Below are 13,524 nucleotides of genomic sequence, written 5' to 3' on the forward strand. Positions count from 1 at the left end.
CATGAACAGCAGCGGCAGCCTCGTTGACACCACCGGCATTCCCGCGCGTGCCATGCGTTCGCCGCGCACGCACGCGGGTCTCAAGAATCTGCACCAGCTCATACAGCTGCGCTGGATCGCCGTGCTCGGCAGGTCTTCACCATCGCGGTCGCGCACTATGCGCTGAACCTGCGGCTGCCCGTGCAGGCAATGCTCATGGTGGTCGGCTGCCTCGCCATCTTCAACGTGGTCAGCATGCTGCGTTGGCGCACCGGGCGCGGCGTGCGCAACGTCGAGCTGTTTCTCGCGCTGCTGGTGGATGTCGCCGTGCTCACGGTGCAGCTTTATTTGAGCGGCGGCAGCAGCAACCCGTTCGTGTTCCTGTACCTCCTGCAGATCGCCGTCGGCGCGATGCTGCTGCGCGGTGGCTACATCTGGACGATCGTGCTGATCACCGCCGTGTGCTTCTTCGTGCTGTCCAACCACCATGTGGGCCTGTCCGTGGCGCACGATCCGATCCAGGGTCTTGCCAGTCCCTACGTGATCGGCCTGCTGGTGTGCTTTGTGCTCAACGCGATCCTGATCGTGGTGTTCATCACGCGCATCGCGCGTACCCTGCGCCTGCGCGACGCACGTCTGGCCGCCGCGCGCCAGCGCGCAACGGAGGAGGAACACGTGGTGCGCATGGGGCTGCTGGCCTCGGGCGCGGCGCATGAACTGGGCACGCCACTGGCCACCATGGCCGTGATTCTTGGCGACTGGAAGCGCGACCCGGCACTCTCGGGCAACGCCGTGCTGCAGGAAGAAGTCGCCGAGATGCAGATCCAGTTGCAACGCTGCAAGACCATCGTGAGCGACATCCTGATGTCCGCCGGTGAGGCTCGCGGTGAAGCATCGGCAGAGACCACGGTCTGCGAATTCCTCGACTCGCTGGCCGAGGAATGGGAGCGCACGCGCCCGGTGCGCACCTTCGCCTACGAAAACAACTTCGGCGCAGACAGCCCGATGGTCTCCGATGCCACGTTGGAGCAGATGGTATTCAACGTGCTCGACAATGCCAGGGACGCCTCGCCCGATTGGGTGGCGCTGATCGCCGAGCGCACCAGCACCGCGCTCGTGATCACCGTCTGCGACGACGGCCCCGGATTTTCCAAGGACATTCTCGCCCGCTACGGCACGCCCTACGTATCGAGCAAGGGCCGCCCCGGCGGGGTCTCGGACTGTTCCTCGCGATGAACGTGGCCCGCACGCTTGGGGCAGCGTTCAGGCGCGCAATCGCGCGGACAGCGGCGCGGTGGTGACGATCACGTTGCCGCTGCACTCCATCATCCTGCCCGCGACCGACGATAACAACAAAGAGACAAACTCCGAGATTGGTAAGCCCCATGCAAAACAATGACACGCCGGTGCCAGACAACGCCGATGGACCGCAGGGCAGCGCGCAGCGCCTGCTGATGATCGTGGAAGATGACGAGGCCTTTGCCCGCACCCTCGCGCGTTCCTTCGAGCGCCGGGGCTACAGGGTGCTGCATGCCGAGAGTCTCGAGCACATGGAGACGCTGCTCCGGAACCATACCCCCGGCTACGCGGTCGTCGACCTCAAGCTCAAGGGCGAAGCCACCGGACTTGCCTGCGTTCGCAAGCTGCATGCGCACGATGAAGACATGCTGATCGTCGTGCTCACCGGTTATGCGAGCATCACCACGGCCGTCGAGGCGGTGAAGCTCGGCGCGTGCCACTATCTCGCCAAACCCTCCAACACCGACGACATCGAGGCCGCATTCGGCTTCACCGAGGGCAACGAGGCAACCGAGCTGACCAACCGCTCCAGCTCGATCAAGACGCTGGAATGGGAACGCATCCACGAGGTGCTGGCAGAAACCGGTTTCAATATTTCCGAGGCCGCGCGGCGCCTTGGCATGCACCGCAGAACGCTGACGCGCAAGCTGGAAAAGCGCCGGGTCTGAGCGCGGCTGCCGATTCGGACGTTCAGCGCACCACCATCGATGCGCCCAGCAGCATCAGGCTGACCATCAGGCAGCGCTTGAACCACAGCGGAGACAGCCTCGAACGCAGCCAGGTGCCGATCTGCATGCCGACAATCGCCGGAATCAGCAGCACGGCCGACCAGCCCACGTCGCCCGTCGTGAAGCTGCCATTCCACGCGAGACCGGCGGCCAGCGCCAGGGTCGAGACCGTGAAGCACAGGCCCATGGTCTGAATCAGCTCGTCGCGCTGCATGTTCAGCGATTGCAGATAGGGAACCGCCGGTATGACGAACACGCCCGTTCCCGCCGTCACGCCACCCGTGATCGCACCGACGACCGGCCCCATCCAGCGCTCCTGCTGCGGCGAGACACGCCACTGCGCCCCAAGCAAGGCCCAGCCGGCATAGATCACCAAGGCAATACCGAGCGCCACATTGGCCCAGGCGCCCGCCGGTGCGCCGATCAACCACGCACCCACGGCCGTCCCCAGGCAGATCGCGACCTGCATCGGCCACATGCGCGAGAACGATGCGCCAAGCGATCCCCAGGGGCGCATCTGCCAGATATTGGTCACCAGCGACGGGATGATCAACAGCGCCGCTGCTTCCGCAGGCGGCATGCGTAGCGCGAGCAGGCCCATCGCCACGGTCGGAAGCCCCAGCCCGACAATACCCTTGACCATGCCGGCCAGTACGAACACGGCCACGGCAACCATCAGCCACGAGGGCGTCGATACGGTCCAGTTTGAAATTTCCATTTTTGAATGCCACCTGTCTTGCGATTCATCTATGGGTGGCATTGTGTGCATAGGTATTCGAGCTGCCAATGCGCCAGTTCCGGAGCCAGCCTCAGGCCCTGCCGAAGGCTCAAGCGCAAAGCAGAACGCCATGCGTCGGGCGACGGCATGGCGTTCAGGTGAACCGCAAGCTTCGGCGAGTCAGAGCTCCTCGGACGCGGGCAGGTTCCGTTGGTACGTGGTGTAGACGATCACGGGTATGCCGAGCTCGCCGAGATACTGGTCAACGAGCGGCCTGACCTGCTCCCATTCGAGTCCACCCACGCCGGTGGCAAGGCGTGGAAGAGCCACGCTTCCAATGTTCTCCGCACGCACATGCCTGGCCATGTTCTGCAGCGCATGGCGGACGTTTTCAATCGTCGCCTTGCCGGGCTTGGCGCTCGGGCCCTGACCCAGCGTGTCCTGCGTGACCAGATTCAAAATCCTGCGCACGCCGCCCTCGGGGAGCAGGCCCGTCCAGCCCCACACCTCGCCCACCGCGATGGGCCGCGAGCGCGTGTCGTGCCGAAAATCCTTGACCAGCGACGGCCAGCGCTCGCGCAGTGCGAGCGCGAGGCCGCTGTCAAAAGGGTCGTGCGCCGATATGCCGTGCGCCAGCAATTCGGCCTTGCTCAACAAGATATCGCCCGTGACTTCCTTGATCATGCATTGACTCCGGTTTCAATAAAAATATGACGTTCCTTTTTCACTATACATAATCCGAAAACGAGATCGAAATAATGGAGTCAATAACTCTATTAATATCTCCCTCGTATACTTTCATCTTAAAATTCAAATACCTACGCGTGATCATTAAATCAGGAAGAAAAATCTATTTAATAAAAAATCAACCAATAAATAACCGATGGTTGATTTACTACAAAAAATGGATCGGGTTGGTCTTCCCAAAACGGTGCCTCATGCAAAGGACCTCAAACTCAGGCCTGGCCTGAGGCACTACACGCCCTGTGCTAGGCTTGCCCGCATGTCACTGCACTTTGACCTGATCGACCTGCGGCTGTTCGTGAACACCGTAGAGGCAGGATCCATCACCTCGGGCGCGGAACGCAGCCACCTGTCGCTGGCCTCCGCGAGCGAGCGGATTCGCGGCATGGAGGACAACGCCGGTGTCACGCTGCTGGTGCGCGAGCGGCGCGGGGTGCAGCCCACCGCAGCGGGTCATATGGTGCTTCGCCATGCGCGGCTCGTGCTCCAGCAAATGCAGCAACTGCAATCCGAGATGCACGACTTTGGCGAGGGTCTGGCCGGTCAGGTCCACCTGCTGTGCAACACCTCCACGATCAGCGAACACCTACCCAGGCCGCTGGCCGCGTTCCTCGCGCTGCATCCGAGGATTTCCCTGCATATCGAAGACCGCACCAGTTCGCAGATCGCCGACGCCCTGCGCGCAGGAACCGCGCAACTCGGCATTGCAGCCGATAACGTGGATCTGCAAGGTTTGCAGACACTGCCCTTTCGCCCCGATCCGCTGGTGCTGGTCGTGCCCCGGGATCACGCGCTGGCGGGCGCACGCAGCGTCTCACTGGCCGACGCGGTGGATCTGGACTTCATCGGCCTTGCCAACGAAAACGCGTTGCAGACGCTGCTGGCGCGTCAGGCGCAGCAACTTGGCAAGCGCCTGCACTTCCGGGCGCGGCTCAACCATCTCGAGGCCGTATGCCAACTGGTAGGCCTGGGAACCGGCGTGGCGATCATGCCGCGCATCGCCGCGCAGAGACATGCCCGCGCGCTCGGCGTCAAAGGCGTTGCGCTGACCGACGCCTGGGCCAACCGCCAGATGCTGATCTGCTGCCGCAACTTCGATGAACTCCCAGCGCCCGCGCAGGCCCTCGTGGGCCAGTTGAAGGGTGATTGACGCTGTCCTGCACCGCCATCAAAACCCGGCCAAAAAACACTGCGCAGGAAAGCTGCATCCACATCTGGGAAAATACGCCTCATGACCTTGAAAGCCCCCGAACTGCTGCTGCCTGCCGGCTCGCTCGACAAGATGCGTGCCGCCTATGATTTCGGCGCCGACGCGATCTACGCCGGCCAGCCGCGCTACAGCCTGCGCGCCCGCAACAACGAATTCCGCCTTGAGCAGATTGCCCAGGGCATTCAGGAGGCGCATGCGCGGGGCAAGAAATTCTTCGTCACGAGCAACCTGATCGCGCACAACGACAAGGTGCGCACCTACCTGCGCGACATCGCTCCCGTGATGGATCTCAAGCCCGACGCGTTCATCATGGCCGATCCGGGTCTGATGATGATGGTGAAGGAAAAGTGGCCCGAGGCCGAGATTCACCTCTCGGTGCAGGCCAATACCACCAACTACGCGACGGTGAAGTTCTGGCAGAAGGCCGGCGTCTCGCGCATCATCCTGTCGCGCGAACTGAGTCTCGACGAGATCGAGAAGATCCGCCAGGAATGCCCGGACATGGAGCTCGAAGTGTTCGTGCACGGCGCGCTGTGCATCGCCTATTCGGGCCGCTGCCTGCTCTCAGGCTATTTCAATCGCCGCGATCCCAATCAGGGGACCTGCACCAATGCCTGCCGCTGGGAATACAAGACGCACGGCGCTGCGGTCGACCCCAACACCGGCGAAGCGCTGGCCCAGACCATGGACAACGGCTTCAACTTCGAGAAGGCACGCGAAGAGGCCGATTCGATGTTCACCTCGTCGACCTGCGGCAATGGCGAGCGCCATCCAAAGGCCGAACAGGTCTACCTGATCGAGGAAATGGGTCGTCCCGGCGAGCACATGCCGATCATGGAGGACGAGCACGGTACCTACATCATGAATTCCAAGGACCTGCGCGCCGTGGAGCATGTCGAGCGCCTCGTGAAGATCGGCATCGATTCGCTGAAGATCGAAGGCCGTACCAAGAGCCTGTACTACGTGGCGCGCACCGCGCAGGTCTATCGCCGCGCCATCGACGACGCGGTAGCGGGCCGTGCGTTCAATCCCGAGCTGATCACCGAACTCGAAGGCCTTGCCAATCGCGGCTACACCGGCGGCCTGATGGAGCGCCGTCCCTCGCAGGATTACCAGAACTACGAAACCGGCCACAGCGTGCTGCAGCGCAGCCACTTCGTGGGCGAGGTGCGCGGCTATGAAAATGGCCTCGCCGAGGTCGAGACCAAGAACCGCTTCCAGGTCGGCGACACGCTGGAGATCATTCACCCGCAAGGCAATCGCCAGGTGAAACTCGAGAAGATGTTCAACCTCGAAGGTGAACCGGTTCAGGTGGCGCAAGGCAACCCCGTGCGCGTGCGCATCCCGCTTGAAGGCCCGGTCGAAGGCGCGCTGATTTCGCGCCTGCTGCAGACCGACGCTGCCTGACCCTTTCTTTCCCTGTGAACAAGAAAGGCCCTGAAATCAGGGCCTTTCTTGTTCGTCCTTTTGTTTCGCTCCGATGACCTACGAACTTCCCGCCAACGCCAATCCCGACCACAAGCTCGACAACCCCACGGCCGACGACATCGTCGTGCTGCCGGAACTCAAGGCGTATATCGACCCGCTCACGCCCGATGAATATGAGTCGCTGGAGCGCAGCATCCTCGACGAAGGCTGCCGCGATGCACTGGTGCTCTGGGGCAATATCCTGATCGACGGACACAACCGCTTCGGCATCTGCCAGAAACATGGACTGCCGTTCCACACGATGCAGAACACGCGCTTCAAGCGCATGGAGGACGTGCATCTGTGGATGATCGACCAGCACCTGGGTCGCCGCAGCGTGAGCGAATTCCAGCGCGGCGTGCTGGCACTGCGCAAGCGCGAAATCATCGCCGAGCGCCGTGCGGCCGCCGCCGCGGCAGTCGTTGCCGCCAAGGCCGAAGCCAAGGAGGCCAATGGCGGCGAACAGGCGCCATGGGAAGGCGACACCGACCCGGTGGTCGCCAAGGCGCTCGCAAGCGTGGCCAGGGTGCCCGATGACGCGCTCGACACACGCGAGGCTCTGGCTCGTGCCGCGCGCCTGACCGCAAGCCAGTTAAAGATGATCGAGGCGATTCAGGAAAACGCCGCACCCGAAGTGGTGGCCGCCGTGAAATCGGGAGAACTCTCGCTCAACGCCGCGGCCGTGGTTTCGTCCCTGCCCCAATCCGAACAAGCCGCTGCCGCCCAGGGCGGAGCGCAGGAACTCAAGGCCGCCGCCAAACGCGTGCGCGACGCCAAGAAGAAACCCAAAGCCGAAGCGCCGACGACCTCGGAGGCCGATGCCGATCCCGACGAAGGCAACGCTGCGCCCGAGAAATCCGCAGACGAACTCAGGCAGCGCGTCACCGAACTCGAGGCCGAAAACGAGCGCCTGCGCCAGCAGGTCAAGGCGCTACAGGATCTGCTGGCCGAGCAGGTTTGACGGAGGCTTCGCGAGGCCCGATCACTCATCCGGCAGAAAGTCCTGCCCTTGCACCAACGGCGCAAACCGATAGGTCGCTGGCGTCCTGCTGAGTTTTACCGGTGCGCCGAGACCGCGGTAGTCGCCCATGCGGACCACCATTTCGCTGTGCCTGGTATGCGGCGCTTCCAGTGCCTGCTCGACGTCGAGCACCGGCGCTGCGGGCACGCCGATGGCCATGAGTTGATCGGCCAGTTGCACGCCGTCATGGGACGCGAGGATGTGCTCGAGGATGGCCTTGAGAGCCACCCGGTGCACGGAGCGCTGGCCCGCCGTGGCGAAGCGCTCGTCGCTGCCGAGGTCCGGTTGCCCGAGGTGATCGCACATCAGCCTGAATTGGCGGTCGTTGCCTACCGCGAGAAAAATCGGCGACGAGCCGGTATTCACCACGTCGTAGGGATAGATGTTGGGATGCGCATTGCCGGTGCGCTCGGGGAGTTTGCCGTTCATGAACCAGTTGGCGGCATGGGGATGCAGCAGCGAGATACCCGAATCGTAGAGCGAGGCGTTGATGAGCTGGCCCTTGCCGCTGCGCCCGCGTTCGTGCAGCGCCAGCAGCACGCCGATGACGGCGTTCATGCCGGTCACCATATCGACCACGGGCAGTCCCACGCGCAGCGGATCACCGCCCGCTTCGCCATTGACGCTCATGACACCGGCCATGGCCTGGATCGCCGCGTCGTAGCCGGGTAGCGCACCCAGCGGGCCATCCTCACCGAAACCCGATACGCGGCACCAGATGAGCGCGGGGAACTCGTGCTGGATCTGTTCCCAGCCTATGCCCCATTTTTCCATCGTTCCGATCTTGAAGTTCTCCACCACCACGTCGGCTCTGGCCATCAGTTCGCGCACGCGCTGCTGTCCGTCCTGCGTGGCGAGGTCGAGGAACTGGATGCGCTTGTTGCGATTGAGGCCGTAGTAGTACGAGGCGACGCCGTCGCGAAACGGCGGTCCCCAGGTGCGCGTGTCGTCACCTTGCGGCGGCTCGATCTTGAGCACATCGGCACCGTGATCGCCCAGTATCTGGCCGCACAGCGGGCCACCGAGAATGCGCGAGAGATCGAGCACACGCAGTCCCTGCAAGGCCCCCGCCCCCATTGTCGAATTCGTCATCATGCGTTGCCTGTGCGAAGTTTCAATCGAGCGTCACGCCGGATTTTTTGACCACGTCACGCCAACGATCCACCTCGGCCGCGATGAATCTGGACAGATAGGCGGGACTCGTATCCGGGCCACGCTCAAGGCCTTGAGCGGCAAAGGCCTTCTTCACATTGTCCGAGTCGAGAGCCTTGGCAAACGCCTGATTCAGGATCTGCACGCGGTCACCGGGCATGCCCTTGGGGGCGACGACACCAAAGAACACGCTTACGTCATAGCCCTTGAGACCTTGCTCGGCGATGCTGGGAATGTCGGGCATGGCGGTGGAGCGTCTGGCGGTAGCGACGCCAAGCGCCCGGACGCGATTCGCCTTGATGTAGGGCATGGCCGTCAGAATGTCGGTGAAGGTCATGTCCACCTGCCCCGCCAGCAGATCGTTGAGTGCCGGACCTGTGCCCTTGTAGGGCACGTGCATCAGCGTGGTGCCAGCGAGTTCATTGAACATCACACCGGCCAGGTGCGACGAGGCGCCATTGCCCGAGGACGCAAAGCTCAGCTTGTTGGGACTGGACTTGTCGAGCGCGATCAGTTCTTTCACATTCTTCACATCCAGGTTCTCGCGCACCACCAGGATGTTGGGCAGGTAGCCCACGTACATGATGGGCGTGAAGCTGATGCGCGGGTCGTAGCTCATCTTTTTGTAGAGGCTCTGGTTGATGGCCAGAGGACCCGAAGTGCCGAACATGATCGTGTAGCCGTCGGGCTTGGCGCGTTCAAGAAATTCGGCACCGATATTGCCGCCCGCGCCGGCCTTGTTCTCCACGATCACGCTCTGTCCAAGCTCTTTTCCCAGCTCCACGGCCAGCACCCGCGCCATGGCATCGGTGGGTCCCCCGGGCGGAAATGGCACGACGAAACTCACCGTGCGCTCAGGAAATTTTTCCGCAGCAATGCCTTTGCCGACGGGCAGGCATGCGGCGGCGGTTGCCGCGAGGGCGATCACGAATCCACGCTTGTTGAACATGCGTCTGTCTCCTTGTTTGTCTTGTTGGAATTGCTGCTGTCTCGAAACGATCAGGACCATGCTGGCGGTATGCCGCCATCGGCACACAGCGGATCACGCGGCAGGAGACGGTTCACCAGCACCAATTGCGACAGACGCAAACGCTCCTTCGAGCCGGTCTTTGACGCTTCCCATGCCATGGCAATCGCCGAGGTGCAGCAATAGAGCGCCGTGGCCGTCTGGCGTGCCAGGTGTTCATGGCCGTTCTCCGTCGTCGTTTCGGCGAGTGCGCTTGCGCGCGACAGCGCCTCGCGCAGCGCCTTGTCGTAGGCAGGCTGGAGGGCCGCATCCGCGAGCAGGCCCATCAGGTATTTCTGCAGCACGGGAAGCGAACCCTCGCGCTTGATGGCGCGAATCACATCCAGGGCAACGATGTTGCTCGTGCCCTCCCAGATCGAGCCCAGATGCGCATCGCGCACCAGGCGCGGATCGCTCCATTCCTCGATGTAGCCGCAACCACCGCGAACCTCCATCGCGTCTCCCGTGACCTTGCGGGCGTCGCGGCAGGCGCGGAATTTGATCATTGGCGTAAGAATGCGCAGCAGCGCATAGGCCTCCTTGTCGCCCGCATCAGAGCGCGCCAGCGTCTGCGCCGTCTGGAACACCATGGTGCGTGCCTGCTCTGCCGGTACGCGCAGCTTGTCGAGCTGCCTGCGCATGAGCGGCATGTCCTCAAGGCGCTTGCCGAATGCAGTGCGTTCGTGCGCCACGTATTCGGCCTCGGCCACGGCGCGACGCATCATGCCGGCCGAGCGCACGCCGTTGGACAGGCGCGAGTTGTTGACCATGTCGGCCATCTGCACGAAGCCACGTCCGCGCTCGCCGACCAGCCACGCCTGCGCGCCTTCGAGCGTGATCTCGCCGCTCGCCATCGAACGTGTGCCCAGCTTTTCCTTGAGCCGGACGATGCGGTAGCGATTGGTGCTGCCATCGTCGAGATAGCGTGGCAGCAGGAACAGCGAGATGCCCTTCATGCCGGCAGGATCGCCATCGACGCGCGCCAGCACCATGGCAAATTCCGCATCGGGATTCGAGCAGAACCATTTGTCGCCCACCAGCCGCCATGAGCCATCGGCATTCGGATATGCGATGGTCTGCGTGTTGGAGATGTCCGAGCCCGCCGCCTGCTCGGTCATGAACATGGCGCCCTGCGCCTGCGCATCCCAATCGAGCGAGAGCAGTTGCGGCAGGTACTTGTCGAGCAGTTCGGGCTCACCGAATTTCTTGAGCGTGCGCGTGAGCGAATCGGTCATCGACAGCGGACAGCACAGGCCGAACTCGGCCTGCACGAACAGATAGGTCAACGCGTACTTGACGATGGGCGGCAGCTTGCCGTTCCAGCCCAGCATGTCTTCGCGATGCGAGATGGCCTGCAGGCCGAATTCACCATAGGCGACGCGTTCCATTTCTTCGTAGGCAGCGTGCTTGATGATGCGCTGGCGGTTCTCTCCCGAACGGCTGCGGTGTTCAAGCACGGGCGGATTCTTGTCCGCAATGCCCGCCAGTTCATCGAGCCGCCCGCCGGCCAGCTCCCCCATGCGCGTGAAATGCGGCAGCAGATGCAGGAACAGCGCTTCGGGAAGGTAGAGCTTGAGCAGCGACTCCAGTTCAGGATCGGTGACGTAGAAGTTCGCGCCGTGACGATCCGGCACCGGGTGCGCGTTGCTCACGGCGGGACGCGCATCGGCGACCTTCTGGATGGCCGCTGTTCGCTGGACGGTGGCCGCCTGGGGCCTTGCAATCGCCGACATCTGTGTCTCCTTGAAATCCGGTGAACGTCGCTTCCGTGCCCGTTGGCTTTTCGAAGTACGCACTCGGTACCGCGAAGGAAGCACGTCATATTTCAGCGCCGCCAATGATTCGCGTCAAATATTATTAAAATCTCGTTTGATATTTAATAAATATTATTAACTGCCCAAGCTGATTGCATCATTCGCATCCAGATGATCGAATTCCGACTACTCCGCTACTTCGCCGCGCTGGCCGATGAGCTGCATTTCGGGCGTGCCGCGGCGCGTCTCTCCATCTCGCAGCCACCATTGAGCGTGGCGATCAAGCAGTTGGAGGAGCAGGTTCAGGCACAGCTATTCGAGCGCAACAGCAAGGAAGTGCGACTGACGGCCGCCGGTGAGCATCTCCTGCCGCGCGCCCGGCAAATCCTCGCACTCTCGAGTCAGGCCGCGCAGGAAACAAGCGATGTGGCGCGCGGCGTGCGCGGGCATTTGCGCGTCGGATTCGTCGGAGCCAGTCTGTATCGCGGCGTGCCGCAGGCGCTGCAGGCCTTCCAGGCACTGCATCCGCAAGTGCGCGTGGACATGCTGGAACTCAACAGCGCCGAGCAATTGCAGGAGTTGCAGCAGGCGCGGCTCGACCTGGGGTTGGTGCACTCCGTGCGACCACCGGACGACGTCAGCAGCCTCAAGCTCATGGACGAGCCGTTCATGGCCTGCCTGCCCGAAGGCCACGCGCTCACCGCGCTAGATGTGATCCAGCTACCCGAGCTGAAAAACGAGCGCCTGATCCTGTTTCTGAGCCAGGTCTCGCCGATCTACCACCGCCGCATCATCGAGATGTGTCAGGCCCATGGTTTCTCGCCCGAGATCCGCCACGAGGTGCGGCACTGGCTCTCGGTGCTGTCTCTCGTCTCGCTGGGTCAGGGCGTGGCGATTGCACCCGCCTCGCTTCAGCGCGTGGGCATGCCGCGCGTGATCTTCAAGCCGCTCGCTGGAGAACAACCGGTGTCGGAACTATTGGCAGTGTGGCGCAAGACGCCCGACAACCCGCTGGTACAGGCACTGCTGGGCTGCCTTCGCGAGGCCACCGGCGACCAGTTCCCGCAGTAGTAGCCCGCAAGCCGGAGGCCTTGAAAGGACTCGCTATTGCGAGCCAAAAACCGTCAGAGCCACTGAACAAAATGTTTCCATGCAGAAACACAGATTGCCTTGCATTTGTTGAGCTGAGTCATGAAAGAGGGATGCGAAATAGGGTCAAGAGAGAAATGCTGCAATTGTATGCAAACACGGATTGAATGTGAGCAATTGTTATTCATGAAGTATGGTCGCTTCCACATCTCTTTAGCTATCAAATCCGTTCCAGCCTTCGTGAGTATCCATACTATACAGCAATTACTGTATAAAAATACAGCACGATCCTGCAAGCTAAAACTGTGTTTTAAACCAGTTATTTTCTCGAGCCACTTTCGTGCCTTCTCGGTGAATTTGCGCGTCTAAATGCTATACACCAAAAAACCACACAGTAAAAAAACCTTTTAATTTGTGTTGTTTCTGAACGCAATGACTGTTTGTTAACCAGAACTCCTATATCAGAATACAAGTCGCTATCGAGAAAATCTATCCAACTAACGCATCGGCAGCACATCCGCTGCAGTTGCACGTCCATGGCGATCAGGGAGGCGGAAAATTGAGTTCTCAGAACAACAACGCGTTCAAGCTGCTGCTTGGCTTGAGCGGTGACTGGAATTTGCATCAGATCCGGCTGTCAAGGGACGGCTCTGCTCTGGAACTGCTCGTGGGTCGCGTGAAAAAGGTCACCCACTGGTTCGGCAAGGAACAGTGGGAAAACGTCGACGGCCCGCGCCACGCGTGGCGACATCTCGATTTCGGCGGCATGCCCACCTATGTGCACGCGGTGCTTGATGGAGATGAGAAGCTGTTCGAGCAGACGTGGGCCGGTCCGCGCGATCAGGCATTCACGCGAGCCATGGCCAGCTATCTGGTGGAGTTGCTTTGCAGCGGCGCCGATCTGGGCAGCATCTGCAAGCTGCACCGCATCGATCTCGATACCTTGTGGCGCTTCCGGTTCTCACTGGATCGCACCGGCGGCGCGTCGCTGCCGGTAGAGCCTGCCGCGTTGCAACGACTGCGCTCGCATGAATCGACCATGCGGCAGATGGCGCTCACGGAAGTCACGCAAAAGGCGGCGGCCAGTTCCCCGATCCCCGGCGCCGATTCGCCCATCTGGACACTCATCGGCAGCGGCGAAGCCCCGCTGCAGACCAATGTGTTCGCGCTGCGCCTGTTGCTGGCGCGCCTGCGCACCGAAGTGGAAGCCTCGTCCGACGAAGCCACGCGCCGACTCAAGTGCGCCAAGCTGCACCGCTACTTCACGAACAACGCGACCCAGTTGGCCGATGAAATCAATCAACTCAAAGTGATTGCGATATGAGTCGCCCGAGCCCCAACGCGTCCGGCGGTCGCA

The 13,524-nt window shown here is 62.0% G+C and carries 11 protein-coding genes and 1 pseudogene; 7 read left to right on the plus strand and 5 right to left on the minus strand.

What is annotated here, in order from left to right; translation table 11 throughout:
* Nucleotide 1: 1 nt before the first annotated feature.
* Together H9K75_RS05030 and H9K75_RS05035 are read left to right on the plus strand one after the other, a co-directional pair.
* Nucleotides 2–1,378: pseudogene (locus H9K75_RS05030) on the plus strand (ATP-binding protein).
* Nucleotides 1,365–1,946 carry a response regulator transcription factor gene (locus H9K75_RS05035; protein WP_187724998.1) on the plus strand — a complete coding sequence of 194 codons (582 nt, stop codon included), beginning with the start codon at nucleotides 1,365–1,367 and terminating at the stop codon, nucleotides 1,944–1,946. Before H9K75_RS05030 ends, H9K75_RS05035 begins: the two are co-directional and overlap by 14 nt.
* A gap of 22 nt (nucleotides 1,947–1,968) precedes the next feature.
* Here the strand turns inward: H9K75_RS05035 and H9K75_RS05040 are convergent, their stop codons facing one another.
* Nucleotides 1,969–2,724, minus strand: coding sequence for a sulfite exporter TauE/SafE family protein (locus H9K75_RS05040; protein ID WP_226858530.1), 756 nt, complete (start codon nucleotides 2,722–2,724; stop codon nucleotides 1,969–1,971).
* A 180-nt stretch (nucleotides 2,725–2,904) separates the two neighbouring features.
* A complete protein-coding gene (locus H9K75_RS05045) occupies nucleotides 2,905–3,408 on the minus strand; it encodes a macro domain-containing protein (RefSeq protein WP_187725000.1) in 504 nt (167 codons plus the stop codon).
* Between the two features lie 325 nt (nucleotides 3,409–3,733).
* Here H9K75_RS05045 and H9K75_RS05050 point away from each other — a divergent pair, with 325 nt between their 5' ends.
* From H9K75_RS05050 to H9K75_RS05060, 3 genes are all read left to right on the plus strand, one after another.
* Nucleotides 3,734–4,618, plus strand: coding sequence for a LysR family transcriptional regulator (locus tag H9K75_RS05050; RefSeq protein WP_187725910.1), 885 nt, complete (start codon nucleotides 3,734–3,736; stop codon nucleotides 4,616–4,618).
* An 81-nt stretch (nucleotides 4,619–4,699) separates the two neighbouring features.
* Complete coding sequence (gene trhP / locus H9K75_RS05055; protein ID WP_187725001.1) at nucleotides 4,700–6,085, plus strand: prephenate-dependent tRNA uridine(34) hydroxylase TrhP; 1,386 nt, start codon at nucleotides 4,700–4,702, stop codon at nucleotides 6,083–6,085.
* Between the two features lie 73 nt (nucleotides 6,086–6,158).
* Nucleotides 6,159–7,106 (plus strand): ParB N-terminal domain-containing protein, encoded by a 948-nt coding sequence (locus tag H9K75_RS05060; protein ID WP_226858531.1) that lies wholly within the window; start codon nucleotides 6,159–6,161, stop codon nucleotides 7,104–7,106.
* 21 nt (nucleotides 7,107–7,127) lie between these two features.
* On the opposite strand, the gene H9K75_RS05065 is transcribed toward H9K75_RS05060, so the two are convergent.
* The 3 genes from H9K75_RS05065 to H9K75_RS05075 are packed head-to-tail and all read right to left on the minus strand — an operon-like array spanning nucleotide 7,128 to nucleotide 11,057.
* Entirely contained in the window at nucleotides 7,128–8,258 is a 1,131-nt protein-coding gene (locus H9K75_RS05065) for a CaiB/BaiF CoA transferase family protein (RefSeq protein WP_187725002.1), read from the minus strand.
* 22 nt (nucleotides 8,259–8,280) lie between these two features.
* Nucleotides 8,281–9,267 (minus strand): Bug family tripartite tricarboxylate transporter substrate binding protein, encoded by a 987-nt coding sequence (locus H9K75_RS05070; RefSeq protein WP_187725003.1) that lies wholly within the window; start codon nucleotides 9,265–9,267, stop codon nucleotides 8,281–8,283.
* Nucleotides 9,268–9,317: 50 nt separating this feature from the next.
* On the minus strand, nucleotides 9,318–11,057 hold the full coding sequence (locus H9K75_RS05075; protein WP_187725004.1) for an acyl-CoA dehydrogenase family protein: 1,740 nt from the start codon (nucleotides 11,055–11,057) through the stop codon (nucleotides 9,318–9,320).
* Between the two features lie 195 nt (nucleotides 11,058–11,252).
* On the opposite strand from H9K75_RS05075, the gene H9K75_RS05080 reads away from it, so the two are divergent.
* Nucleotides 11,253–12,149, plus strand: a complete 897-nt coding sequence (locus tag H9K75_RS05080) for a LysR family transcriptional regulator (protein WP_187725912.1) — start codon at nucleotides 11,253–11,255, stop codon at nucleotides 12,147–12,149.
* Nucleotides 12,150–12,726: 577 nt separating this feature from the next.
* Nucleotides 12,727–13,491, plus strand: coding sequence for a hypothetical protein (locus H9K75_RS05085; protein ID WP_187725005.1), 765 nt, complete (start codon nucleotides 12,727–12,729; stop codon nucleotides 13,489–13,491).
* The last annotated feature ends 33 nt before the right edge of the window (nucleotides 13,492–13,524 follow it).

The organism is Diaphorobacter aerolatus (assembly GCF_014489535.1).
In the GTDB taxonomy this organism is placed as follows: Bacteria; Pseudomonadota; Gammaproteobacteria; order Burkholderiales; family Burkholderiaceae_C; genus Diaphorobacter_A; species Diaphorobacter_A aerolatus.

What these genes read in the sequence shown, in the direction of transcription:
- H9K75_RS05035 (WP_187724998.1), top strand. Translation starts at nt 1,365, where the DNA reads ATGCAAAACAATGACACGCCGGTGCCAGACAACGCCGATGGACCGCAG.
- H9K75_RS05075 (WP_187725004.1), bottom strand. Translation starts at nt 11,057, where the DNA reads ATGTCGGCGATTGCAAGGCCCCAGGCGGCCACCGTCCAGCGAACAGCG.
- H9K75_RS05040 (WP_226858530.1), bottom strand. Translation starts at nt 2,724, where the DNA reads ATGGAAATTTCAAACTGGACCGTATCGACGCCCTCGTGGCTGATGGTT.
- H9K75_RS05060 (WP_226858531.1), top strand. Translation starts at nt 6,159, where the DNA reads ATGACCTACGAACTTCCCGCCAACGCCAATCCCGACCACAAGCTCGAC.
- H9K75_RS05070 (WP_187725003.1), bottom strand. Translation starts at nt 9,267, where the DNA reads ATGTTCAACAAGCGTGGATTCGTGATCGCCCTCGCGGCAACCGCCGCC.
- H9K75_RS05065 (WP_187725002.1), bottom strand. Translation starts at nt 8,258, where the DNA reads ATGACGAATTCGACAATGGGGGCGGGGGCCTTGCAGGGACTGCGTGTG.
- trhP (WP_187725001.1), top strand. Translation starts at nt 4,700, where the DNA reads ATGACCTTGAAAGCCCCCGAACTGCTGCTGCCTGCCGGCTCGCTCGAC.
- H9K75_RS05045 (WP_187725000.1), bottom strand. Translation starts at nt 3,408, where the DNA reads ATGATCAAGGAAGTCACGGGCGATATCTTGTTGAGCAAGGCCGAATTG.